This window comes from Kamptonema sp. PCC 6506, from assembly GCF_000180455.1.
Lineage (GTDB): Bacteria > Cyanobacteriota > Cyanobacteriia > Cyanobacteriales > Microcoleaceae > Kamptonema > Kamptonema formosum.
This window is the reverse complement of the sequence record NZ_CACA01000334.1, coordinates 1-25284: the sequence shown is the minus strand read 5'-3', so window position 1 is coordinate 25284 and position 25284 is coordinate 1. Positions and strand designations below refer to the sequence as shown.

The window sequence follows — 25284 nt, the reverse complement described above, 5'->3', positions numbered from 1 at the left end:
GAAGGAAGAGAATCAGCGAGTTTGGTGGAACTCAAAATGTCTTAACTGCCAAGAATGTTGCTATAATCACTCTTTTGTCATTTTGGTCAGAGAAAAAGGCTTAAGCTATTCTACTGACCCAAGAAACCGGGTTTTTTACCAAATTTCTGAACATCAACAAACTATTTTCCTAAAAAACCCGGTTTCTGACTCCTCTCAGTTAACAGTTAACAATTAACAATTAACAATTAACAGTTAACAGTTAACAGTTAACAGTTAACAATACTAGAGACTTGCAGTTTTTCCAACTTCAGCCTGAGTAGCAATTGGTTTGACATCGCTGTAACCCATAGTATCAGCAACATCCCGCAGCACAGAAATTTGCTGCTCAAAATCAAGACCTTCCACCTTACTCAAAGCATTATTAACAACTTGAGTGGCTTCATAACCCTTCGGCAAATCCACAACATTATCGCCCATACCCACAGCCCAAGCATACCACACCAACAACTTATTATTAGCAGTAAGAGCACCGTAAGCGCGAGAATATTCTGTATCCTCGCCGTTGGCAATAGCCCGCATCACATTTAACTGCTCCTCCTGTGATAGCCCATAGAAGTTATCTAGCAGCAGTGGTGCTAGTTCTGGTTCTGCTGCTGCTGGAGCTGCTGGTGTAATTGAACCGCCCATCTTTTCATAAATAAAGTAAAGCAGTGCCAGTTTATCATCTGTACTCAAAGTGTTAATTGCCTCAATAACTTCTTGAGTGTTTCCTGAGAGAGTATGAGTGCTGTCAACGTTGGTTGTTGATTTCATGTTTTTTCCTTGGTAAATTCTTCCAGCTTATTAATATCAAGATTCGAGAGCTAGAGTCACCTGCCTCCAGAGGTAATAAGTAATTAAAAATTAAAACATTAAACTAAAAAATTAAGCCTTATATGCTAAGCATTCTGACTAATTTAGGCGGAGATGCTCAGCATTAATTCCCAAATTAAATCGACCTTTAGATAGAAGAAAATAATACATCTACAGGCAGAGTTAAAATTGTATTTATTTCAGTCATACTCGATACATTGAATACAAAAATCTTAACTAAAAGTAAGGAGTGCCCAATGTCTGAGGCGACCACTGAATTAACAAATTCTCAAAGTTTTGACGCTCAGCAGATAGCTGAGGATGTGGAATCAGGGGAAAAGAAAGTACCGCAGGTTGACGTATCAGCAGACTACGAAGCTTCCAAAGAATTCAGTGTCAGCGAAGTTGACCGCACGGGTGCTGGCTCTCGAGCAGCAGAAACTGCTACGTCTCCTAAATTTAACGTTTCTGCTCCTAAAAATACAGAAGTGAAAACCCAAGGGAGTGGCAACCGCGACGAATTTCTCTCAATGGCTAAAGAAATGAACCCGGAAGCGGGAGAAGTAGGAGCAGTCAGCGACGAACTTTTGCAAAAAGCTCTTGATAAAGGGACACCAGGATAGTAACCCGATGTCAAAAAACAGGGCTAGCAGATAGCAACTTGAATTAAGTCGCGTTACTTGACGCGGCTTTTATGTCTAAATGGTGCAACTATATCTTCCTCACGAAAGAGGCAGTAAGAAGAGAAATATGATAAAACTAAACCGAAAACAGTATTATGCTTCGTATATCTTGCCAGCCAAGCGATTCAATGAAATCTTTGCCGATTCCAAACTCTGCTAAAGCCGATCGCATCCTTGTAGTTGATGATGCTCCAGATAATGTGTTATTGGTGCAAACCATACTTGAAGATGAGGGATATGAAATTAGCAGCGCCGAAAACGGCTTTTCGGCCTTAGCTCAGATCGAGCAGTCTCCTCCCGATCTCGTGCTACTGGACGTGATGATGCCGGGAATGGACGGTTATGAGGTGACTCAGCGCATCCGTCAGAATGAAAAGCTGCCTTTTATCCCCATCTTGTTGATTACAGCTCACGATCAACCCAGTGTAGTGCAGGGTTTAGATACGGGAGCAGATGATTTCATCCGCAAACCTGTTGAGATGGACGAACTACTGGCAAGAGTGCGATCGCTGTTGCGGCTTAAGCACAGCGTTGACGAACGAGACTTAATCGCCCTGCAACGGGAAGATTTCGTCTCCCGCCTCGCCCACGACTTACGAACACCTCTGGTAGCAGCAGATCGGATGCTAAGTTTAATGCAGCAGGGTGCTTTGGGGCAAATATCGGCTCCCATGCAAGAGGCTTTGGGGACGATGGTTCGCAGCAACCAAAACTTACTTAAAATGGTGAATATGCTGCTGGAAGTTTATCGCTACGAAGCGGGTCGTAAAACTTTGAGCTTCAGCAGCGTTGACTTGCAACAATTACTTTCTGAGGTGACAGAAGAATTAGCTCCCCTAGCAGATGCTAAAAATCTGGCTCTGAAATTAGAATCAGTCCTTGATGCCGATAGCTCTGAAATTAGTAAATTCCGAGGCGATCGCCTGGAATTATACCGCCTGTTTACTAACTTAATCGGTAATGCGATCAAATTCACCGATGCTGGTAATATTGACATCTGCGTGCGGGTAATAAAAAACCCGATTTTTACTAATAGCTGGAACAAAGCCGTTTCATCATTAGCGGTCGAGATCCAAGATACCGGGCCCGGTATCTCTCCAGAGGAAAAAGCAAAGTTATTTGAAAGGTTCGGGCCCGGAACTCATAAACGTTCTGGTACTGGCTTAGGTTTACACCTGTGCCGGCAAATTGCCGAAGCTCATCACGGCGCGATCGAGGTTAAGTCTGAATTAGGGAAGGGAAGTTTATTTACTGTCCGCTTGCCTTCGCAATTTTAGGTTAAGGCAATCGGATTTCTTTTTAATAAAAAGGAGAAGGAGTCTTGACACTGGAAGGTAAAGAGCTTTTCCTAGAATCGGCACTCTTTATTTTTATGCCTGCTAACGCACGTCATGCTATTAAAGCAGTGACAAACCTGATAACACTATTGACAAATCTCTTTTTAAGATTTTTTCACAAGGAGTCGTCATGACAAATAAAATTGACATAAACAAATCTGTGCCGCGCGAGCGATGGGGTGAATTTTTCGATCAGTTTTCAGATGGTAATCGCGGACGGCATATTTCCATCGAAGTCATCAATTCAGAACTCGGTAATGCAGAATTGATCAAGAATGCACCTTTGATGGCGATGGTTTACGATCGCCCTGGCAAAGGGGATGATTTGGTGATTGAAGTGGGTAAAGATGAGGTGACTTATGCTCACACGATCGATTCACCAACTGAAATTTTAACCGGACAGGAATAAAACGGCGCGATCGTAGCTATTCGGATTAGTGACGCTGCTGGGACACAAACATTGATTAAGCTACAAGCTACTTGAATAATATAGCTAGGGACTAAGGGGTAGGGACTCTCTTGCTAGGGCAAGAGGGAAGAGGGGAATAGAATCGGGGTTTGAGTTATTCAGAGCGTCCTCACCGTCTTGGCGGTTGCTATAAATGCGTAAAAACTTACTGGGTTCAGCTTATTTAAGCACCCAATCTTTCATCACCTACAATCAATAATCCTCAGCAGTCAATATGTCTGAAATTCAAAACAAAGTAGTAATTATCACCGGAGCCAGCAGTGGATTAGGTGAGGCGACAGCACAGCGACTTGGTGCTAATGGAGCCAAACTAATGCTAGCTGCCCGCCGCGAAGATCGGCTCAAAGAATTGGTTGAGGCGATCGCCCAATCGGGAGGAACTGCAACCTACCGGGTAACAGATGTCACAGATTGCGCCCAGGTGGAAGCCTTAGCAAAGGAAACTTTGAGTACCTACGGCCGGATCGACGTGCTAATCAATAATGCTGGCTTGATGCCACTCTCTCCCCTCGACCAAGTAAAGGTTGAAGAATGGGATCGGACGATCGATGTCAACATCAAGGGCGTTCTCTATGGGATTGCTGCCGTGTTGCCGATTATGCGTCAGCAAAAATCTGGTCACATCATTAACGTATCGTCTGTGGCCGGACATAAAGTGTTTCCGGGGTCAGCAGTCTACTGTGCTACTAAGTACGCAGTACGAGCGATCTCTGAAGGGTTGCGGCTAGAGTCAAACGGTGAAATCCGTTCGACGAATATCTCACCAGGAGCCGTTGCTACTGAATTGACGACCACGATTAGCGATCTAGATACAGCAGCGAAAATGAAGGCTCTTTATGCGATCGCCATTGATGCAGATGCCATTGCCCGCGCGATCGCCTACGCCATTGAACAGCCCAGTGATGTTGATGTCAATGAAATCATCATCCGTCCAACCCGTCAAGAACTGTAGATTAAGGGGGCGATCGCAAAGCAAAAAACAGTTAAGTAGAAGGAAGAAGGAAGAAGGATTTAGTTATCTAGGAGAGAAGGAAGAAAGTTTATACAGTCAGCTTTTTAGCCATCCTGATTTTATGTTTAATAAGGAGAAAATTATGACAGAGATCGTCAGCCGCGAGATTCAGCTAGTCTCCCGTCCCAAGGGGATTCCCACCCCAGATAACTTTGCGATCGCGCAAACAGAACTAAAACCGCTTCAAGATAGGCAAATCCTCGTTCGCAATCTCTATATGTCCGTCGATCCCTATATGCGCGGTCGCATGAACGAGGGGAAATCCTATGTTCCATCCTTCGAGTTAGGAAAAGCACTCGAAGGCGGCGCAGTCGGCGAGGTCATCGAGTCGCGTTCCCAAGAATTCAAGCCAGGCGATATTGTCACTTCCAACTATGGCTGGCGGGAATACTTCATAGCTGCACCAAAACATTTACATCAGGTCAACCGCGACATTCAACCCTTATCGGTTTACCTTGGTGCCCTGGGTATGACGGGTATGACTGCTTGGGTGGGATTGAATTTGGTAGAAGTCAAAGCCGGCGATGTTATTTTTGTTTCAGGAGCCGCAGGCGCGGTGGGAAATATCGCGGGACAACTGGCAAAATTGCGCGGATGCCATGTCATCGGGTCAGCCGGGTCAATGGAAAAAATCAAATTTCTACGGGAAGAATGCGGATTTGATAGCGCCTTCGATTACAAAGCCGGCCCTGTTCTCGAACAACTAAAGCAAGCAGCACCGGACGGAATTGATGTCTATTTCGATAACGTCGGAGGCGAAACCCTGGAAGCGGCGCTTTCAGCATTGCGCGTACACGGTCGGATTATCGCTTGTGGCAGCATCTCCAGTTATAACGATGAAAAACCCCAGCCGGGCCCTTCCAATCTATTTAATATGATTACCAAGCGGTTGACGATGAAAGGGCTAATTGTTAGCGATTGGTTCGATCGTCGGGGAGAATTTGAACAGGAAGTCGGCGGCTATTTTCAGGCTGGGAAATTGAAAAACCAGGAAACAGTGGTGGCAGGAATCGAGCGAGCGGTGAGTGCATTCATCGGTCTTTTTGAAGGCAAAAATGTAGGTAAAATGGTGGTAAAATTGAATTAGTTATCCACTAAGTGAGCGGGCAGTTGGTTCATTATTTGGGCAATTTGATACCCTAGATTGCTTAGATAGCAACCGCCAAGGTAAGTAGAAGGAAGAAGGAAGAAGGAAGAAGGATTTAGTTATCTAGGAGAGAAGGAAGAAAGTTTATACAGTCAGCTTTTTAGCCATCCCGATCTTATGTTTAATTAGGTGGATTTACTTAGTTAAAACATTCTAAATTACAGAAACCCGCTTATTCTCTTCCCTTCTTCCCTTCTTATCTTCATCCCCTAGCCCCTAGCCCCTAGCCCCTAGCCCCTTCTTCTTCTAGTCCCTAACCGCCTTGGCGGTTGCTATAGTACCAATGTCAAATTGAATTGCTATTCACATAGGAGAAGTGCATACTGTGGTAGAAAAAACCTTAGCGGAATTAGATTTAGGAGCTTTGCGTGCTAATCGCCAATTTTTCCCCTCTCCGGTAGCATGGGAAGACCAAATACTTTACTTTTTGATGCTAGACCGCTTCTCCGATGGTCAAGAAAATGAATATAAAGATAATCAGGGGAACATCGTTAAAACAGGCAAAACTCCCATTTTCACTGATAAAGATGCCGGCAATGCTATCAAAACTCCAGAAGATGCTCAGCGTTGGCGGGAAGCGGGGGTTAAATGGGTTGGTGGAAATCTTAAGGGACTCACGAGTAAAATAGGCTATTTAAAACGCTTGGGAGTAACAGCTTTGTGGGTAAGTCCGATTTTCAAGCAGGTTTCTTTTTACGAAAGCTATCACGGTTATGGCATTCAAAACTTTCTGGATGTCGATCCCAATTTTGGCACTCGCGAAGATTTAAAAACACTGGTCGAAACCGCTCACCAGCATGGAATTTATGTTATTTTAGACATTATTTTAAACCATGCTGGCGATATTTTTAGTTACGAGACTTCTGACCCCTATTGGCCCGGCCCTTATCCCGTAAAAGGGTTTCATGATAAACAAGGGAAACCAACGATTCCTTTTGGGCCAGTTAATTTACAAAAAAATCCAGAAGCGTGGCCAGATGGAGCAATTTGGCCGGCTGAATTCCAAGATCCATCTAATTTTACGCAAAAAGGTTACATCAGGAATTGGGATAATTATCCTGAATACATAGAAGGTGATTTTTTTAGCTTAAAAGATATTCGTACTGGTCAAGGAAGTACGGATTTTTATGAGCCTTCAGTAGGCCTTATTAACCTGTGCGAAGTTTATAAATTTTGGATTGCTTATGCAGATATAGACGGCTTCCGCGTCGATACAGTCAAGCACATGGATCGAGGTGCTACTCGCTACTTTACTGAAGCTATTCACGAATTTTCTCAACTGCTTGGCAAAGAAAATTTTTACTTAATTGGTGAAATTACTGGAGGTCGTCAAAACGCATATTCGACTCTAGATGAAACTGGTCTAGACGCAGCTTTAGGTATTAGTGAAATTCCAGATAAGCTAGCATATCTAGTCAAAGGATACCGCGATCCAAGTACGTATTTCTCCTTGTTTCGCAATTCACTTTTAATTAATAAAGGTTCTCATGTTTGGTTTAGAAACAAAGTTGTTACTATGTTTGATGACCACGACCAAGTAGAGAAAGGAAATAGTAAAAGTCGTTTTTGTGGTGGAGAAAATGGCGAAAAGGTTGTACTAAATGCTCTAGCTTTCAATGCGATGACTTTAGGTATTCCTTGTATTTACTATGGGAGCGAACAGTGTTTTAATGGTGGCGGAGATAGCGATCGCTACATCCGAGAAGCTATGTTTGGCGGAGAATTTGGCTCATTTACAAGCCGAGATCGACACTTTTTCAATGAAGAGAATCAAGTCTATCAGGAATTAGCAAAAATACTGGAAATCAGGCAACAAAAAATTACTCTGCGGCGGGGTCGCCAATATTTACGTCCTATTTCGGGAAATGGTGTAGATTTTGGTTTACCTCGAATGCTAGGAAATGAGATTCGCTCCGTCGTTCCTTGGTCGCGATTGTTAGATAAAGATGAAATAGTTTTGGCAATAAATACGGACTACAATCAGCCGCTAACTGCCTGGGTAAATATCGATTATAACTTGCATAAAGTTGGCGATCGCTTTCAATGTATTTACTCAACTGATAAGGCACAGATCGGTAATACAATAACAGTAGAGGAAAAAGGTGTTAAATGCTTTTTAGTTACAGTTCCGGCTGCTGGATTTGTGATTTATGAGCGGGTAATGTAGGTAATGTAAATTGGGTAAAGCACTAGCTTTACCCAAGCCTACTAAATTAAAAGTAAAATTGTTGAGTTAACTTCAGAAAATCGACCTCCTGCCTCCTGCCTTCTGCCTTCTATTTACTGTAAGGCTGGACTCGTTTCCTGCACAGGACGAACGATCGCAGGTTTGCTGACAGGTTTACTTAGGAAAACGGCCTTCAGTGCTTCATCAAGAGTTTCTGCCATGACGATCCGGTTTTCATAAGCAACAATTACCCTGACTAAAGTTGGCAAACTGTTTTCTGTAGCTTCTAAATATATCGGTTCAACATAGAGTAAAGATTCATCAATTGGAATTACCAATAAATTACCTTGAACTGCCTTAGAACCTTGGCGATTCCAGAGAGAAATCTGCTCAGAAATAGCTGGTTCTTGATTAATCAAAGCTTCAATTTGTTCGGGGCCGTAGACCAATCTCTGCTTAGGAAATTGGTAAAGCAATAGTTTACCGTAATTGTCTCCATCAGAACGAGCAGCCAACCAAGCAATTAAGTTATTCCGACTTGCAGGTGTAAAAGGAAGCAACAGAACAAACTCTTCTGACGTTTCCGTTGGCAGTTTCATAATCAAATAGTAAGGCTGCACAGGCTGTTGTTCGCTACCATAAATTTCGTTAGGAACCCGCCATAAATCTTCGCGATTGTAAAATACTTGGGGGTCTTCCATGTGATAAGTGAGCAAACGTTCAGATTGAATGCTGAATAAATCTAGGGGGTAGCGGATGTGACTGCGGAGGGACGCAGGCATTCGATCGAGGCTTGTGAAAAGTCCCGGAAAAATGGCAATCCAGCTATTAATAATTGGGTCAGATGGGTTGGCTACATAAAATTTTACTGCGCCATTGTAAGCATCAATTACTACTTTTACAGAGTTACGGATGTAATTAAATTGATTTTTACCTGGGTCTGAATAGGGGTAGCGATCGCTGACAGTATATGCGTCTATAATCCAGTATAGATAGTTGTTTGCCTGAGAAGTTTCGGATTTTATTTCTTCCTTATTTTGAATAGGAGTAGTAGCATTTGCTACTACTAAATATGGGTCAATATCGTAGCGAAGGAAAGGTGCAATTGCACGTACTCGCTCTTTAATATTCCGACGGAACAATACCTTAGTTTTGGGAGTAAAGTTACCAGTTAGTGCCATTTGCCAATTATTCAAATATTTAGCAAATAGCAATCTCCGCCACATAGAAGCAATCGGTATGCCACCGCTACCATCATAATTATTATAAACATTTTCATCTCCGCTCGGATAGTCAAGCTCCTTAACTTTCGTTGGTGCTATCACATCTGTATTGCTAATTTCACCATAATAAATTCGGGGTTTATCAATGGGAATACTTGCTCTAATCTCTTCGCTAGTTACTCCTAAAGTGCTCTTATTACCAGTTGTATTCTCAACGCCAATGTCCTTGACAAAATAGTTGGGCAACCCGCCTGTAGCAACTGTATTTACAGGAGAAAGAGTAAACCCATAACCGTGAGTATAAACTAAATTTTCGTTCAGCCAAGTCTGAGCTTGTTGGGGCACTGTTTCGTAGTCTAACTCCCGCGCCGAGATGATTACTTGTTGCCTTTCAGCGTTTTCTTTTCCTTCTTCATCTTTCTTAACTGTGTAACGATCGATATCAGCATCAGCAAATTTATAGTAGGGGCGAATTTGTTGCAATTGCCTATTTGTTTGCAACAGCGGACGCTTATCCCAGAGGCGAATATTCTTAATAGTAAGCTGATTTTTTTCGAGATCGGCGTAGGTAAGTTTACTTTCAGGAACGAAAGTTTTTACTTCTAGTCTTTTTAAGTCGAATGCCTGTTGTGTAAAGTCTATACTTCGCTTGATATATAACTGCTCTCGTGCTAGTTCATTGGGTTGAACTCCAAGTCTTTGTACAACTTCTGGCCCCACTAAAGTTATGGTAAAGTTGACAATTAAAAAGCCTAAGAGCATAAATTTTAAATTCTTATTTGTATGTTTAAATTTTACACATTGAAAAAACAAGAAAATACTGGTAATTATTGCTAATATACTCAAAAGTGTATAGCCAGGAAGCTGCACTGTCACGTCAGTATAACTTGCGCCATAGGTAACGCTCTGTTGAGAATAAAGTAACTCGTAACGAGCTAACCAATAACGAAATGCTATCACAAGCATTACAGCTCCTCCCAGGCCGTACAGGTGGCGCTGTTGTTGTATAGAAAAGCCATGAAAAATTCCATCACTTAGACTATTTCCTGACAGCAAATAGAGGAGAGTGCAAGATAGTAATCCATACAAAAATAACGCTGTAGTCTCAAATGCAATAAGTTGTAAAATTGGTAGGGTAAAGACGTAAAAGCTAAGATCGAGGTTAAAAAGTGGTTCAGTAATTTTAAAGGTGGTAGGTTGTAAATATTGCAATACTTTGGCCCAGTGGTTAGAGGCAATTAAAGCCAAGCCTAAACTCATTAATAAAGCTAAAGCGTTCAGCCAAAATTGAGGGGAGATAGTGAAAAGAATACTCAATGCTAGCAATACTCCTAACTGCCACCAATTAAACAATAGTTGCCTTGCCATTTCTCCCAATGAATCAATTCTAAATTCAATTGGCAAGGGAAGTAAAGTATTGGCCAAGCTGATATCTATATTCCAAAATCTTACAGCAATTTTTCCGTAGTAAACTATAAGCAAACTTATTAATAAGCTCAATCCGAATGCTGACAATATTAGCCAAGTCAATTTAATTTTTTTTGGGGATTTTTTGTTATTACTTAATAAGGAGGTATTTGTTAAATTACGACGGGTTAAGCTTTTCCTGTTTATTTCTCTCTCTCTATCTTGATTTGAAGGGTATTTGAGCCGATTTGCTAAAGCTAAATTCCCTAGCCAAAAGCTAGAGGTGACAGCTAAAGTAAAAGCGAATAAGACCCATTCCGTTATTACTCTACGCCAAAATACTGGCAGATAGCCAACTTCCTCAAACCAGAGGACTTCTGCCACGATATAGGATACGAACTCAAAAACTAGCCAAAGTCCGATTGAGAATAAAATAGCTTTGAAAATTAGTTTGTTGAAAGTCATTAATTTTGACGGAATCAGTTATATGATAATTTTACTAATTTATTGCCGATTTTCTAGAGAGGAAGGTTTAACTTGAGGTTGTGGGTCAAATCAAACAATCAAATCGCGATCGCCCTGATTATACTATTACTTTTCAGCTTTTGCCTCAACACTTGCGGCATCTGGTGGGGCTTGCCAAGTTTTAGCGGCTGGGCTGCTGATGAGCTCATACCTTTGCGAGTGCTAGAAGGTATGGAGAAAGGTTTCTCCAATGGTTGGCATTATAAATATCCTCCTGTTCACTTTTATATTTTAGCTGTACTTTACTCCCCAGTTTGGTTATTACACAAGTTAAATATTATTGATATTTACAGTTTGCCAGCTTACACCTTTCTTTTCTACATAGGTCGATTTCTGACTGTGTTCATGGGTTCTGCTCTTCTACTGATTATCTATTTGTGTGGTCTAGAAATTTACGATCGAAAGTCTTCTTTTTTTGCTGTCCTGATTACCGCCTTAAGCGTTCCCTTAATCTATTATTCTAAAACAATCAACTTAGAAGTCCCCTATCTTTTGTGGGTAATGCTATCTTTACTATTTTATCTAAAATTATTAAAACATCACCGCCTTAAAGATTATCTTTTATTTGCTCTAACTGCTACTATCGCTGTTTGTACTAAAGACCAAGCTTATGCCTTTTATCTGCTCACTCCTATATTTATTATTGTCGAACATCATCGCTATCAGAAGCAGGATAATCCAGAGCTTACCCTTAAGGATTCTTTGAAGGACAAAAGAATTATTTTGTCTCTTGCTGTAGGTATTGGAGCCTTTTTATTATTACATAATATCATCTTCAACCTGCCAGGTTTTTTAAAGCACGTCAAGTTAATCACCGCAGGTGGAGGGAGTATTCGTCCTAGATACGAGCAAAGTATTATCGGTCAATTACAAATGTTTCGCCAGACTCTAACTCATCTCAGGTTTTCTCTGGGGTGGCCAACTTATATTATGTGCTTGTTAGGGTTTACGAGTATATTATATCGCCTCAAAAATAATTATTTATTAGCCTCTCTATTAGTGCCTACAATATCATACTACCTATTTTATGTCTGTGTGGTATGGTATAATAATGTTCGCTACTTAATGCCCTTAGCAATAATTTTAGCTTTGTACGGTGGTAAATTTTTAGGAGAATTTTTAAATCCTGAAAAAACCTTATTTAAGGCTAAAGCTATATTAGTTACTACTCTATTTGTTTATACATTTGCCTATGGATTTTCGGTTAATATTTTGATGATGCAAGACTCAAGATACTACGTCGAACAATGGATGCAGCAAAACATAGATAAAAATGCTTTAATTGTAAATACTGGTGGTAACAAATATTCACCCAGATTAGATAATTTTCGCTCTGAAGATGTAGATGCTCCTTCACTAGAGCTTTTATCGACCAAAAAACCAGAATATGTTATTGTCAGCAGTGGCTATGATATTCGTAGGTTTGAAAAAAACGCCCCAGAATACGCATTTTTTGATAATTTAAACAAAGAGATCGACTACAAGTTAGTATTGAAATATCAATCTCAGCCTAAGTGGAATCTTTTCGATCGGCAAGAGTTAAGCTATCGGGATTTGGATAAAATGTATATCTATTCAAATATTGATAAAATCAACCCAGAAATAAAAATTTTTAAGAGAAAGTAAATAAAGAACATGACAAAAAAAAATGCCTTTAAATCCCATATAAATAAAAGCTTGTTGCTAATTATTATAATACTAGCAGCTTTACTGAGAATAGCCTTTCTAGGAACAGCACCCATATCCTTTTCTGTAGATGAAGCTTCTAATGGCTATGATACTTATTCTATCATGGAAACAATGCGCGATCGCTACGGTGTCTTCCTGCCTTTTTTCACCAAAGCTTTAAGCGATTATCGCGAAACTTTATATATATTTCTCACTATTCCTATAGTCAAACTTTTCGGTCTCAATGAGTTTGCAATTAGATTACCTTCAGCACTCGTTGGCACTCTCACAGTCCCCCTGGTTTACTACTTAACTCAAGAATGTTTTAACAATAAAAAAATAGCTCTTTTATCTGCTTTATTATTTGCTATTAGTCCCTGGCATATCTTTTTCAGTAGATTGGCTTTCAGAGCTATATTACTTCCTTTTCTCTTTAGCTTAGCAGTCCTACTATTCATCAAAAGTTTTAAGAAACCTAACTATTTACCTCTAAGCGCTTTAATTTTCGGCTTAAGTCTTTACACTTACTCTTCCGCTAGAGGTTTTGTGCCACCTTTCATGTTGATGTTAACAATTATCTTCTGGCGACATTTCTGGAATCATCGGCGACAAACTTTGATAGCCTTTTCAATCTTTATGGTGATTTTTATTCCCATGTTTATGTTTTGGATAACTCCAGAAGGCATGGCAAGAGCAACAACGACAGGGATGCAAACAAATCTTTTCAGTATTATTAAAAACTACCTCTCTTATTTCGATCCCGGATTTCTTTTTATTAATGGAGATCCCAACCCTCGCCGCAGCGTTTCGGGAGTAGGAGTGGGAGAACTTTATCTTTTTGAATTGGCAACTGTTTTAGCCGGAATTTACTTTTTATCTAAAACTAAAACTAAAGAGCGGAGTATCCTTTTACTATGGCTATTTCTCTATCCCATGCCAGCAGCGGTAATAGATTCCGCTCATGCTATTCGTGCAATTGTAGGTGTACCCCTATTTTCGATTCTCTCAGGTTACGGTCTTTTTCAGATTAGCAGTTTAGTGAGTTCTGAGAGAAAAAACTATTTTAAGTGGATAGCAATTGCCATCGTAACTGCCAGTTTCACAGCATTTTTAAATTTTTACTTTAATTATTCTCAGTACATTATTGCTAACACTTCTAAAAATTGGCAATATGGCATGAAGGAAGCTATTAATTTCGCGGAAACAAGCTCCTACAATTGCACTATAGTCAGCGACAAGTTTTGGCGACCAAATATTTATATTTTATTTTATACCAAATATCCTCCCACAGAACACCAAAAAGCGCCCATTGAACCCGATGTAACCACAGGCTATTCCATTGGTAAATATCAAATAAGTTCGATTTCACAAACCCAAATTTTGAGCGGTCAATGCTTATTTATAATTCAACCAAATGAGCTTAAAGAAATCCTGGGTAAAGGAGCAACGGTACGCGAGCTAAAATCGATCGAAACTCTGGATGGGGTTGAAAAAATTAAATTAGTAGAAGTAAATGTATCTTAGTAAAGATGGTGGAATTAATTATTAAGTATTATGTCTCTATTCTTTGCACCTAATGGCTTTAAACGTGCTACTATAACTGATAGTCTACACCGCGCAATTCCGATGAGAGCACTCACCCTTGACCGCAATCCCTGTGTCCTATTGGTTGAAACGGACGAAGCTCTAGCTCAGCAGGTCAGTCTAGACTTGAAATCATCTGGCTATGAGCCTGTGGTGGCGACGGATATCGCTGGTGGTCAACATCTGGCCGCTGAGCTCCAACCTGCTTTGATTGTAATCGATCGGATGCTGCCGGGAGAAGCTGGACTGACTCTGTGTAACCATCTTAGAAATACTGGTAATAGAGTCCCCGTACTTTTGTTAATGGCTCGTGATACGGTTGAAGATCGGGTGGCGTGTTTAGAATGTGGAGCTGATGACTATTTTCTTAAGCCTTATCGAACGGAAGAATTTTTGCAGTTAGTACGTCTTTATTTGCAGCCTGATACAACTGAAGTTGAAGAATTAAGGTTTGGTGAGTTGGTGTTAGATTTGTCTACAAGGCGAGCTTTTCGTAATGGTCGGGGCATCGACTTGACAATGAAGGAATATGAGTTACTTAAATATTTAATGGAACATTCTCGCGAAGTGCTGACTCGCGAACAAATTCTGGAAAACGTTTGGGGTTACGATTTTTTGGGCGAGTCAAATGTAATTGAAGTTTATATTCGCTATTTACGTCTGAAAATTGAAGATGAAGGAGAAAAACGTTTGATTCAAACTGTACGTGGTGTGGGCTACGTTCTTCGAGAATCTTAATTTCTTAGTGGTTTTAGCCACCACTAAGAAAGTATCCGTAACGCCGCCATCTTGGGGTAAGAATATAGCCAATATGGGGCATTACGTAAGTAAAGCGTAGGTCTTGAATTAACAACTAACAACTAACTAATTTATATGAAATATCCGATCGAATTGCTTGCTCTGGGTTTCAGCTTATTATTAATCTCTTGTTCGTCCGTAGATGCTTCGAGTACCCTGGCGAAAAGTTCCACGTCTCCAACTCCACAGGAGACAAATTTGGGTCAAATGCTCCCAATTACTGCCAAGGCTAATATAGCTGGTTCTATGATTAACCTGGAAGTAACTAACACTCCTGAAGAGCAGGCTATGGGTCTAATGTACAGGACTTCTTTAGCCGACGATCGCGGGATGCTGTTCTCATTTAATCCGCCGCGACGAGTTGCTTTTTGGATGAAAAATTGCAAGATATCGCTGGATATGATTTTCCTACGAGATGGGGTGGTAAGAGCGATCGCCCGTAATTCGCCTCCCTGTACTGCTGAACCCTGTCCCACCTATGATTCCACAACCTCTGTCGATCGCGTGATTGAACTTCGGGGGGGTCGCGCTGCTGAACTCGGCGTTAAAGTCGGCGATCGCATTGCTATCCAGTTTTTGGGCTCTAATTCCCCCACCAAGCCCACCCCTTAAAATTTCTTTACAAAAAGTTATCAAAATTGTTGGAATTTTAATCTTCAAGTCTAGGCAAAAGCCAAAAAATTTGCTAATCTATCAATCCTAGCCTTGATAACGGTAAGCTTGTTTTCCTCAAAAGTTGGTTTTTTCATAGGTGTGAGAGACGAGTCAACAGTCCAGTGCTAACTTCAGGTGCATTTTGCAACCGACGGTTAGCGGAGCGAGCAACAACAATTCTAAGCAAAAGCCCCGAATTTTCTTCTGCTACGGCTAAATTTGTCTGAAGTAGGAGCGATGGAGCAAAGTTTGGTTAAGTTAGCAGGTTGGGGTTTGAGTGGAACAGTCGTTCTACTAAATAGGTCAGGATTTACGCAGAGATACCTCAAAATACCTCTTAAAAATGGAAAATTTCAAATTTTCCCATTTTTTAACAGGAGAATCTGAAAAGCCTCCTTTTTAAGGAGATTCTGGTATCTATAAATACTTAAGTCCTAATACGTAAAATTTTACGGATTCTGTAGCTTAGCAGATGAAGTTAATCGCTGAACCTATTTTAGTGGGTTTAGAAAGCAAAAATTATCTTCGTTCTTGCTGCAATCGCGATCGCAAAACGGCTTCAACCTTAGCCAAAAGCTTAGCAAATGTTTCAGCAGTTGATAGACAAAATAAAAACTGTCCAATCCACACTCAAACATATTAGGTCGATTTCACACAATGGTGTCTAACACAGGGAGATGTAAGTCACGATGGCACCCGCTACATATACTCGATTAATTCGTTTTTTACAAGAAGATTTAGCTATTTCTCCTGCTTCTATTGCTGTCGCCGAACGCGCTGGTAGCCCTCAGTGTAGGAATAACGAGCAAGATCCTCACTCTCTGCCAATGGTTCTCTGGCAGTACGGTTTGGTGACACTAGAACAGTTAGATAAAATCTTTGATTGGCTAGCAAGAGCTTAATATTTTGGTCTGTACTTTATCAACCTGCTATCTACTGTAATGGCTAATAGCTAATGGCTAATGGCTAATGGCTAATGGCTAATAGCTAATGGCTAACTATATCAGGACTTACGCTCATGGCTCCAGAAACCCGGTTATTGAGAGCATCTGTGGGTGCAGGCGAAGTATTTTCGTAAAAAACCCCGGTTTCTTTGGTTGGCTGCGTAAGTCCTGTATATTTTAGTTCTATAAGTAGTCCAAATAAATAAACGTAAAATACTCGTACCCTTACCTAAAAATAATTTGAGAACTTGACTGTAAGCAGGCTACAGTTTACGAGTACATCCTTAATTGCTAAATGCTAATTCATAATCCAGTGTGATACCAATATAGTTTGTAAGTGAGAAAGATTAGGGTTACTGTAGTCTCCTTCAGGTCTTTTGGAATCCATGAGTCGATCTCCAAAACCTAAACAATCGTACTAGAGCAAGTCAAGCTAACTAGCTTGACTTGCTATGCCCAACAGGTGCGTAATACTTTGTAAACTTGATTAAGGAGGAAATCAAATGGCTACTGTTATTTTCTACGAAAAACCAGGATGCAAAAATAACACAAAGCAAAAAGCTTTGTTGCAAGCAGCAGGACATACCATTGAAGCTCATAATTTGCTGACTACCGCCTGGACAATAGAAACTCTACGCCCATTTTTTGGGGATTTACCAGTTGTAGAATGGTTTAATTATACCGCACCTCGAATTAAATCAGGGGAGATACTTCCCGACGAATTGAATACAGAAAAGGCTTTGAATCTGATGATTAATGACCCTCTGTTGATTCGTCGTCCGCTTATGCAAGTTGGCGATCGCCGGGAAGTAGGTTTTGAGCAAGATAAAATTGCTAGCTGGATTAGTTTAGAAGCCGCAGATGCCTCTGGGCAAATTGTTCGAGATCGATTGATTCAGGAAGATTTACAAACTTGTCCTAATAGCCATCAGCCCCATTCTATTGCTTGTAAGGTTGCCGAATGCTAATTATGCACTCTCTACCTCAATCATTAGTCCTCCCTGAGCATCCTAGCCTAAGCGCCCCTTATTATTCTCTTCCCTAGCCCTGAGCATCGTAGCCCCTAGCCCCTATTATTCTCTTTCCCATTTATTGAGGATTTTTTTATGAAAACGTCCATATTTCCCCCTGACGATCTTGCTCCTATTCCAACATCTCTAGATCGAATCTTGCAGTCACAGCTTGAGGAAGCCGTGAGTTACTATTTCTATGCAGGTTGCGATCGCATCACCCAGACCCTCTTAAGTCAGTGTGAGTGGTCAATAGAAACTCTGGATGTACCAACATTGACAATTACCTGTCCTAATGCTGAAACATACTGGCATCTTGTTAGCAACATTAAAGGTATCAGCGATTATTTATCGCGCGTGACTCGTCCCAGCAGAATTGAGGTGCTTCCTAAAGACAAGAAAAATTTTTACTTTGAAGTTGAAATTGGTGCATGAGTCGGGAACAACTAAAACCTTATAACTTCTTCTTCCAGCCTGTTGAACTCGCCAACTAAAAATAAAGCGATCGCTCTTTTTTTCAAAAAGCGATCGCCAATATCAGTTACTAGAAATCAGTTGCAAAAAGCTAGCATAATCTAACCAATAACAACCCAAAAAACAAATGCACCCAACACCATTTCCCTACTAGAAATCTTGGGGTAACAAAGAACTCAAGCGATCTAATAAAGGGTCAGGCTCCCGACGTAGAGCCTCAACCTCAGCATCCGGCTCTACAGCAAAATGCTCCTCCGGTTCAGGCTCTACCCGTCTAGGCTCTACCGCCATAGCAACTTGGGCAAACTTAGTATTGACACTTGCCTGCAACTGTTCTAGCTGTTCGCTAAGTTTAGTCAGGTGGCGTTCCAACCCCTCCACACGGCTAATTTCCTCAGCAGAAACATTGAGCTCAAACTCAGCAAACTTGAGCTGAAGTTCAGCAATCCGCTGTTCCAACCGCTGAAAACTAGGAGTAGGCCCAGCAGACTCAGAAACAGATAAAAACTGCCACAAAGCCTGCTTGCAGAGATTGCTGAAAGTTTGGTACTGAGTCAGGACTAACTCTTTTTCGATAGCCGCCAACAAAGTTTGATCCGCAGCATCCTCCGTAAATGCGACCGAGAAATTCCCCTTATTTTTTGCCCAGAGTGCCATAGGGTTCAAGCCTTATTCTGTTACTTATTTCAATGTAGCTAGCTGGGCCTCTGCATAGATATACTGTCCCAAAGCATTAGCTTCGCGCGTCGGCTTAGCCAAGTGAGCCTTAAGATTAGCCTCTTCAACCAGTGGTTTGAGAACTTCCCAGAAAAATTCACCACCGCCACCAGTGAAAACAACATCAGTTACCCGCTCTGGCAGCCATTCCATCAACCGCTCAGAGAGCTCAGTAGCAAAACTTTTACGCAGCGTAGGCAGAATTTCATCTAAATTAATCTGCTTATTCGAGCCTCTTGGCCTGTAGAAGCGCTTACCCTCTTCTTTGTGAACAGATTCCAACAGCGACAGAGATTGAGGGTCTGCCTTACCTCCAGTCTTGGCAATCACTTGTTCAGTAACTTGTTCGTAGAACTTGTTCATTGCCAAAGAATCGCTCTTGGAAACGGCCCGCGCAAAACGGAAACGGTCTACCATCAGAAAATCAGTAGTTTGGTGTCCAATATCCACAACAGCTACCGACAACTCCGGCAACTCCGGCGAAAATTCCTTATTGTCTTGAGCTTCGCACCAGATCAAACTGCCAAACCCTTCGGGCATTACCCAAACTTGGCGAATGTCAATCTCAACGCGATTTCCTCGATAAACCAGAACATGGGGAGCCTTTAGTTGGCTGATAATCTGTTCCTTTTCCTTCTCAAACTGCTCCTGGGAATAGAAAGGCAGACCCAGCACAACAGCCAACTCGCCCTTCATCTGAAAGTATCCAACACAGGAAAAAACCTTGACCAGTGCATCTACTACCTTCGATTGGTCAGCGGTGCCAAGATGAGCGCCAAAGTCGGCAGCTAGTTGACCGATCGCGTACCCGTTGCCCTGGTACTCTAGCCACATATCCAATAGGGGGTCTGTAGCCTTAGATTCAAAACTACCGCCCCGTACCTTCTCAACTGACTCCTTGGCAACATTAGACGGGATGAAAACCACGCCATTCGGATTGCGGCTCACACAAGCTTTAGTGGCTGTCCGGCCCAAGTCAGCGCTGAGAATGTTTTTAGTCGAATCAGCTACCTGTCTGGCGAGCATAGCTGGATTGGGAACAAGCTGTCTAGTTGTTGTCATTATAAATGTGTTACCTCACTGAGCCTCACCATTATCATGCCTTATCCCTTGACACTGCCAGAGTTAAAAGCAGCAAGTTTTGTGGCGATTCTTATAACTTTACCCAGATCGGCTTTCAATTGAGCATCGGATCTCCAATTCTCCTGCGATCCCTCACTCAAGAGCTCCCCCGCCCCCCGCTCCTCTATTCCCCCGCTTGCTCTAAAACCTATTGTTAAGTTAAATTTAGTTAAGATTCTGAGTGTTAAGCTCCGCTGCACTTCCCCAGCGCTGCGCTTTTATCTGATTTATCCACTCTTAGAGCTAATTGCATTTGTCAGTAACTCAGGGCTAAAGCCACTGAGCTTGTAAGAGCAAGTCTCAAAGCAAGCTATTCTGACCAGCCTAAGTCTTAACGACTACGTTATTTGGGTCACGACACCCCGGAATCCGAAGCTAGTTCCCTGCTCTGTCGTTTGCAATTAAACAGTTCTAAAGTCACTGGAACAGTGTTGCAAGCCTAACAAGCCCTTATAACATTGGCGAAGCTAACATTACCCCGCAAGGGAGGCCTAACAAAGGCAACCATTATGCGTACAGGATTGCGAGGTTTGAGATGGTAATTGTCCCATCGAAAGTACATTACAAAAGTACACCAAGCTAAGCAATTCCAAGGCGGTAATGGATACGAAGATTCACGGTGGTTAAAACCACCCGCGTCGTTTCCTTCTCAGGTCTAAAGACTCTGAGTTTCGCACTTACCGAGCTTTTTTATGAAAATAACGTGGAAAACTGCACTACTTTGGACTTTACCAGCTTTAGTCATCGGATTTTTCCTGTGGCAAGGGGCCTTTGCTGCTTCCCCCACAGATATGAGCAAGAATACTGCTAGTACCCGGATGAGCTATGGCAGATTCTTGGAGTACCTTAACGCCAGTAGAGTAACTAGCGTTGACCTCTATGAAGGGGGTCGCACGGCTATTGTGGAGGCGATCGATCCAGAATTGGATAATCACGCGCAGCGGTGGCGGGTAGATTTGCCAGCAAATGCTCCTGAATTGATTTCTCAACTCAGGGATGCCAATATTGCTTTTGATACTCACCCTACACGCAATGACGGCGCACTCTGGAGCTTAGTAGGAAACTTAGTTTTCCCGATTCTGTTGATCGCAGGTTTGTTTTTTCTCTTCCGCCGCAGCAATAATGTCCCCGGTGGGCCTGGTCAAGCGATGAATTTCGGGAAATCGAAGGCTCGTTTCCAAATGGAGGCTAAAACGGGTGTTGTCTTCGGTGATGTGGCTGGAGTTGAAGAAGCGAAAGAAGAACTTGAAGAAGTGGTGACATTTCTGAAAAAGCCGGAACGATTTACTGCTATTGGCGCGAAGATTCCTAAAGGTGTGTTGCTTGTCGGCCCTCCCGGAACTGGTAAAACTTTGCTGGCAAAGGCGATCGCAGGTGAAGCGGGTGTTCCTTTCTTCAGCATCTCTGGTTCGGAATTTGTGGAGATGTTTGTCGGTGTTGGTGCTTCCCGCGTTCGGGACTTGTTTAAGAAGGCTAAGGAAAATGCTCCTTGTATTATCTTTATTGATGAAATCGATGCTGTAGGCCGTCAGCGGGGTGCAGGTATTGGTGGCGGTAACGATGAACGGGAACAGACTCTCAACCAATTGCTGACGGAAATGGACGGTTTTGAGGGCAATACTGGGATTATTATCATTGCGGCTACTAACCGCCCTGATGTACTTGACTCTGCTTTGCTGCGTCCGGGTCGGTTCGATCGCCAGGTGTCGGTGGATACGCCGGATATTAAGGGTCGCTTAGAAATCTTAGAGGTTCACGCTCGAAATAAGAAACTGGGTGCGGATATTTCTTTGGATGCGATCGCCCGCCGTACTCCTGGCTTTACTGGTGCTGATTTGGCGAATTTGCTCAATGAAGCAGCGATTTTAACCGCTCGTCGTCGTAAGGATGCGATTACGATGTTGGAGGTTGATGACGCTGTAGACCGCGTTGTGGCGGGTATGGAAGGTACTCCTTTGGTTGATAGCAAGAGCAAGCGTTTAATCGCTTATCACGAAATTGGCCACGCGATCGTGGGTACGATTATTAAAGCTCACGATCCCGTACAGAAGGTGACTTTAGTTCCTCGCGGACAAGCACGGGGTTTGACTTGGTTTATGCCAAGTGAAGACCAAGGATTGATTTCGCGATCGCAAATTCTCGCCCGGATTATGGGCGCTTTAGGTGGTCGCGCCGCCGAAGAAGTAGTTTTCGGCGATGCTGAAGTTACTACTGGTGCAGGTAACGATTTGCAGCAGGTAACGGGAATGGCCCGGCAAATGGTAACTCGCTTTGGGATGTCCGATTTAGGGCCGATGTCTCTGGAAGCACAACAGAGTGAAATCTTTTTGGGTCGGGACTACACAGCGCGATCGGAGTATTCTGAAGAAATCGCCTCTCGCATTGATGGTCAAGTCCGGTCAATAGTCGATCATTGCTATAACGAAGCTCGCCGAATTATCCGCGAAAATCGCACAGTCATTGACCGTTTAGTTGACCTGTTGATCGAGAAAGAAACAATCGACGGTGAAGAGTTCCGCCAAATTGTTGCTGAGTACACTTTTGTGCCTGAAAAAGAGGAGTATGTGCCTCAGTTATAGGGGCGGATAAAGAAACCGGGTTTCTTAGAAAAATCTCAGATTCTCTGCGAGATATCTAGCCAGAAACCCGGTTTCTAGTTTCTAGTCTTTTTGGGCGTAAATCCTGTATAGGATTTCTAGTAAAAAACAGCTAATTCTATGAACATTAGTCTTACACCTGAACAGGAAAAGTTTATTGATTTACAAATAAAAAGCGGTGGCTATTCTTCTGCTGATGAAGTAATTGCACAGGCATTGCAACTGCTTCAAGAAAGCTACCGTAATTCGGTTGAACAGCGACTGGAAGAATTACAACAGAAAATAGCAAGTGCAACTGAACAAATAACCAAAGGACAACTAACGGACGGCGAAATAGTTTTTGCCAGAATCCAGGAAAAAATTCGCCTGCTTTCTGAGGCTCAGCCAGAAACATGAGTAGCTACAATTTTACAGATGATGCAATCCAAGATATAAATGAAATTTGCGATTACCTATTCACTAAAAAAAAATTATAATGCCGCTAGCCGCTTTTTTGATACACTAAGGCAGAAATGTAAACTTGTGGCAAATTTTCCCAATATGGGAAAAAGTTACGAGTATATATCACCCAACTTGCGTGGTTTTATAGTTGATGATTATAGCAACCGCCCAGTCGCTTAGGACGTTCTGATTTCCTGCCACTATAGATTCTATTCCCTTCTTCCCCTAGCCCCTAGTCCCTAGCCCCTAGCCCCTAGCTATATATCATTTTCTACTATCCCACAGAAGCGGGAATTAATGTTGCTCGTATCTTGAGTGGTTATCGCGACTTTGAGCCTATTTTTTCGCCAAACAGCGACAACTAAATCTACAAATTTCGCAAAGTATCGACCATCAAATTAGATTACACACGACAAATGATAAATCCAGCAGAGTATCGGCAACGGCGCGAACAGTTCATGGCTAAAATTGGCAGCGGAACCGCAGTATTTCGCAGTGCCCCAATGGCAGTAATGCACAATGATGTCGAATATGCCTATCGCCAAGATAGCGATTTTTTATACTTAACTGGTTTCAATGAGGCCTCCGCTGTAGCAGTATTTGCACCCCACCACGAAGAACACAAATTTGTACTATTTGTCCAGCCAAAAGACCCCGAAAAAGAAACTTGGCATGGCTATCGCGCTGGCGTAGAAGGCGCAAAAGAAATCTACGGTGCAGATGAAGCTTATCCGATTAATGAGTTGGATGAAAAACTACCTCAATATTTAGAAAAAGCAGAGCGAATTTACTATCATTTAGGACGCGATCGAGTTTTCAACGAAACTCTCCTCAAACACTGGCAGCGCTTAATGGCAACCTATCCAAAACGTGGTACAGGCCCAACAGCCATTGAAGATTCTAACATAATTTTACACCCAATGCGCCTCGTTAAAAGCGAAACTGAATTAGCATTAATGCGGAAAGCCGCTGATATTTCAGTTGAAGCTCACAATCACGCAATGCAATTCGCAAAACCGGGGCGTTACGAGTATGAAATCCAAGCAGAAATCGAGCATATCTTTCGCCTGCGGGGTGGAAATGGCCCTGCTTACCCTTCAATTGTTGCATCAGGTCGTAACTCTTGTATTCTCCACTATATTGAAAATAATCGTCAACTTCAAGAGGGAGACTTATTACTAATTGATGCAGGTTGCGCTTACGACTACTATAACGCCGACATTACCCGCACATTTCCCATAGGTGGCAAATTTACTCCCGAACAAAAGACAATTTACGAATTAGTTTTAGAGGCACAATTACAAGCAATTGCCGAAGTTAAACCCGGAAATCCTTACAGCAAAGTTCACGAAAATGCTGTGCGAGTTCTAGTACAAGGTTTAATGGATTTAGGCCTCCTGTGTGGTGACATTGAAGAGATAATTAAAGAAGAGAAATACAAGCCATTTTATATGCACCGGACTGGACATTGGTTAGGGTTAGATGTTCACGATGTCGGCGTTTATCAGTACGGCGAAAATCCCCAACTTTTGCAACCAGGACAAGTTTTGACAGTCGAACCGGGAATTTATATCTCTCCAGAAATAAAACCAGTAGAAGGACAACCAGAAGTCGATCGAAAATGGCGCGGAATTGGCATCCGTATAGAAGACGATGTGTTAGTAACAGTAGATGGTCATCAAGTTTTGACAGCCGCAGTACCTAAATCTGTAGAATCATTAGAATGGTAATGATTATCTAAATAGTCACTTTTACTGATTTGGAATTAACCCATCAGATTTAAAATCCGATTTCTACCCCCTTTAAAAATGTTCCGATGAGAGGGGAATACAGAAATTGGCTTTTTTATGTAGTTGCATTTATTTAATCCTAAAGTTAGATGCAAAATTTGCAATTTTATGTGTTCCCACATTTATAAAAAATTTTCCAATCAGCTTTAAAAGCGAGTAAATTCAGAACTTTACATATACTTGCGGTTTTTACTTAGGCTAGCAATCATTGTGATACCAAAACTCGTAGTAATACGCAAAGGTAACAAGCCAAATTTCCTCTTTTCCTGCCAGAATTCGCAATATCAATGCTGATAAACTAGGGATATAACCATTGCTACTGCAAAAATACTTTTGAAAACTTTTTCTTTTCTACCTCCCCATTTAACCAAATCTAGCGCGAAAGAGTTGCATTAACTTTGAGCTATAGTTTTTACGTGAATTTACGCAAATACTAAATCAGGAAACTTTATAAAAAAATTTACTTTATTTGGGAACTAACTTTTTTTACCTCTAGTCATAGTCAATATATTAGGTGCATCTCAAAAGCAGCAAATATATCTGTTGCATAACTCCATATACCCACAAAAATTGTGGGTAAAAGTTGTTTTAACTTCTGGGGTATTGAGATGCACTTGTTTTTTTGACTAGCTTTCTTCTACTTAATTTGTGAGGTATTCTATGGACTTAGAAAATCAACAA

22 protein-coding genes are annotated in these 25284 nt (G+C 41.8%); 18 read left to right on the top strand and 4 right to left on the bottom strand.

Annotation, left to right across the window (positions count from 1 at the left end; translation table 11 throughout):
* Positions 1-264: 264 nt before the first annotated feature.
* The gene (locus tag OSCI_RS22360) at positions 265-795 is read right to left on the bottom strand and encodes an orange carotenoid protein N-terminal domain-containing protein (protein ID WP_007357434.1); all 531 of its coding nucleotides are present in this window, start codon (positions 793-795) and stop codon (positions 265-267) included.
* A 296-nt stretch (positions 796-1091) separates the two neighbouring features.
* Between OSCI_RS22360 and OSCI_RS22355 the strand changes: the two genes are divergently transcribed.
* The 6 genes from OSCI_RS22355 to OSCI_RS22330 all read left to right on the top strand — a co-directional run bounded on the left by OSCI_RS22355 (position 1092) and on the right by OSCI_RS22330 (position 7649).
* Positions 1092-1457, top strand: coding sequence for a hypothetical protein (locus OSCI_RS22355; protein ID WP_007357433.1), 366 nt, complete (start codon positions 1092-1094; stop codon positions 1455-1457).
* 188 nt (positions 1458-1645) lie between these two features.
* Entirely contained in the window at positions 1646-2794 is a 1149-nt protein-coding gene (locus tag OSCI_RS22350) for a hybrid sensor histidine kinase/response regulator (RefSeq protein ID WP_007357432.1), read from the top strand.
* A 190-nt stretch (positions 2795-2984) separates the two neighbouring features.
* Positions 2985-3263, top strand: a complete 279-nt coding sequence (locus OSCI_RS22345) for a DUF5335 family protein (RefSeq protein WP_007357431.1) — start codon at positions 2985-2987, stop codon at positions 3261-3263.
* Positions 3264-3537: 274 nt separating this feature from the next.
* Positions 3538-4275: an SDR family oxidoreductase gene (locus tag OSCI_RS22340; protein ID WP_007357430.1), complete on the top strand. Its 738-nt coding sequence runs from the start codon at positions 3538-3540 to the stop codon at positions 4273-4275.
* Positions 4160-5422: an NADP-dependent oxidoreductase gene (locus tag OSCI_RS22335; protein ID WP_234708804.1), complete on the top strand. Its 1263-nt coding sequence runs from the start codon at positions 4160-4162 to the stop codon at positions 5420-5422. The genes OSCI_RS22340 and OSCI_RS22335 overlap by 116 nt, the downstream gene beginning before the upstream one ends.
* 385 nt (positions 5423-5807) lie before the next feature.
* Positions 5808-7649, top strand: a complete 1842-nt coding sequence (locus OSCI_RS22330; RefSeq protein WP_007357428.1) for an alpha-amylase family glycosyl hydrolase — start codon at positions 5808-5810, stop codon at positions 7647-7649.
* Between the two features lie 113 nt (positions 7650-7762).
* Here OSCI_RS22330 and OSCI_RS22325 read toward each other — a convergent pair whose 3' ends face one another.
* Entirely contained in the window at positions 7763-10744 is a 2982-nt protein-coding gene (locus OSCI_RS22325) for a UPF0182 family protein (protein ID WP_007357427.1), read from the bottom strand.
* Positions 10745-10816: 72 nt separating this feature from the next.
* Here OSCI_RS22325 and OSCI_RS22320 point away from each other — a divergent pair, with 72 nt between their 5' ends.
* The 8 genes from OSCI_RS22320 to OSCI_RS22290 all read left to right on the top strand — a co-directional run bounded on the left by OSCI_RS22320 (position 10817) and on the right by OSCI_RS22290 (position 17897).
* A complete protein-coding gene (locus tag OSCI_RS22320) occupies positions 10817-12430 on the top strand; it encodes a glycosyltransferase family 39 protein (protein WP_007357426.1) in 1614 nt (537 codons plus the stop codon).
* 9 nt (positions 12431-12439) lie between these two features.
* The gene (locus OSCI_RS22315) at positions 12440-13996 is read left to right on the top strand and encodes a glycosyltransferase family 39 protein (protein ID WP_019487484.1); all 1557 of its coding nucleotides are present in this window, start codon (positions 12440-12442) and stop codon (positions 13994-13996) included.
* 102 nt (positions 13997-14098) lie between these two features.
* Positions 14099-14794, top strand: a complete 696-nt coding sequence (gene nblR, locus OSCI_RS22310; RefSeq protein ID WP_026103770.1) for a response regulator transcription factor NblR — start codon at positions 14099-14101, stop codon at positions 14792-14794.
* Positions 14795-14929: 135 nt separating this feature from the next.
* On the top strand, positions 14930-15466 hold the full coding sequence (locus OSCI_RS22305; RefSeq protein ID WP_007357423.1) for a DUF192 domain-containing protein: 537 nt from the start codon (positions 14930-14932) through the stop codon (positions 15464-15466).
* Between the two features lie 514 nt (positions 15467-15980).
* On the top strand, positions 15981-16151 hold the full coding sequence (locus OSCI_RS30280; RefSeq protein WP_019487485.1) for a hypothetical protein: 171 nt from the start codon (positions 15981-15983) through the stop codon (positions 16149-16151).
* A gap of 46 nt (positions 16152-16197) precedes the next feature.
* A complete protein-coding gene (locus OSCI_RS22300) occupies positions 16198-16410 on the top strand; it encodes a DUF2949 domain-containing protein (protein ID WP_007357422.1) in 213 nt (70 codons plus the stop codon).
* Between the two features lie 545 nt (positions 16411-16955).
* Positions 16956-17420: an ArsC/Spx/MgsR family protein gene (locus OSCI_RS22295; protein WP_007357421.1), complete on the top strand. Its 465-nt coding sequence runs from the start codon at positions 16956-16958 to the stop codon at positions 17418-17420.
* A 138-nt stretch (positions 17421-17558) separates the two neighbouring features.
* The gene (locus OSCI_RS22290) at positions 17559-17897 is read left to right on the top strand and encodes a hypothetical protein (RefSeq protein ID WP_007357420.1); all 339 of its coding nucleotides are present in this window, start codon (positions 17559-17561) and stop codon (positions 17895-17897) included.
* A gap of 189 nt (positions 17898-18086) precedes the next feature.
* Here OSCI_RS22290 and OSCI_RS22285 read toward each other — a convergent pair whose 3' ends face one another.
* Both OSCI_RS22285 and OSCI_RS22280 read right to left on the bottom strand, forming a co-directional pair.
* Positions 18087-18593 carry a hypothetical protein gene (locus OSCI_RS22285; protein ID WP_007357419.1) on the bottom strand — a complete coding sequence of 169 codons (507 nt, stop codon included), beginning with the start codon at positions 18591-18593 and terminating at the stop codon, positions 18087-18089.
* A gap of 24 nt (positions 18594-18617) precedes the next feature.
* A complete protein-coding gene (locus OSCI_RS22280; protein WP_007357418.1) occupies positions 18618-19715 on the bottom strand; it encodes a ParM/StbA family protein in 1098 nt (365 codons plus the stop codon).
* Positions 19716-20467: 752 nt separating this feature from the next.
* On the opposite strand from OSCI_RS22280, the gene ftsH2 reads away from it, so the two are divergent.
* The 4 genes from ftsH2 (at position 20468) to OSCI_RS22260 (ending at position 24543) form a co-directional block, all read left to right on the top strand.
* Positions 20468-22354 carry an ATP-dependent zinc metalloprotease FtsH2 gene (gene ftsH2, locus OSCI_RS22270; RefSeq protein ID WP_007357416.1) on the top strand — a complete coding sequence of 629 codons (1887 nt, stop codon included), beginning with the start codon at positions 20468-20470 and terminating at the stop codon, positions 22352-22354.
* Between the two features lie 138 nt (positions 22355-22492).
* Positions 22493-22768, top strand: coding sequence for a type II toxin-antitoxin system ParD family antitoxin (locus tag OSCI_RS22265; RefSeq protein WP_007357415.1), 276 nt, complete (start codon positions 22493-22495; stop codon positions 22766-22768).
* A 39-nt stretch (positions 22769-22807) separates the two neighbouring features.
* Positions 22808-22993 (top strand): type II toxin-antitoxin system RelE/ParE family toxin, encoded by a 186-nt coding sequence (locus tag OSCI_RS29215; protein WP_234708803.1) that lies wholly within the window; start codon positions 22808-22810, stop codon positions 22991-22993.
* A 236-nt stretch (positions 22994-23229) separates the two neighbouring features.
* A complete protein-coding gene (locus tag OSCI_RS22260) occupies positions 23230-24543 on the top strand; it encodes an aminopeptidase P N-terminal domain-containing protein (protein ID WP_007357414.1) in 1314 nt (437 codons plus the stop codon).
* The last annotated feature ends 741 nt before the right edge of the window (positions 24544-25284 follow it).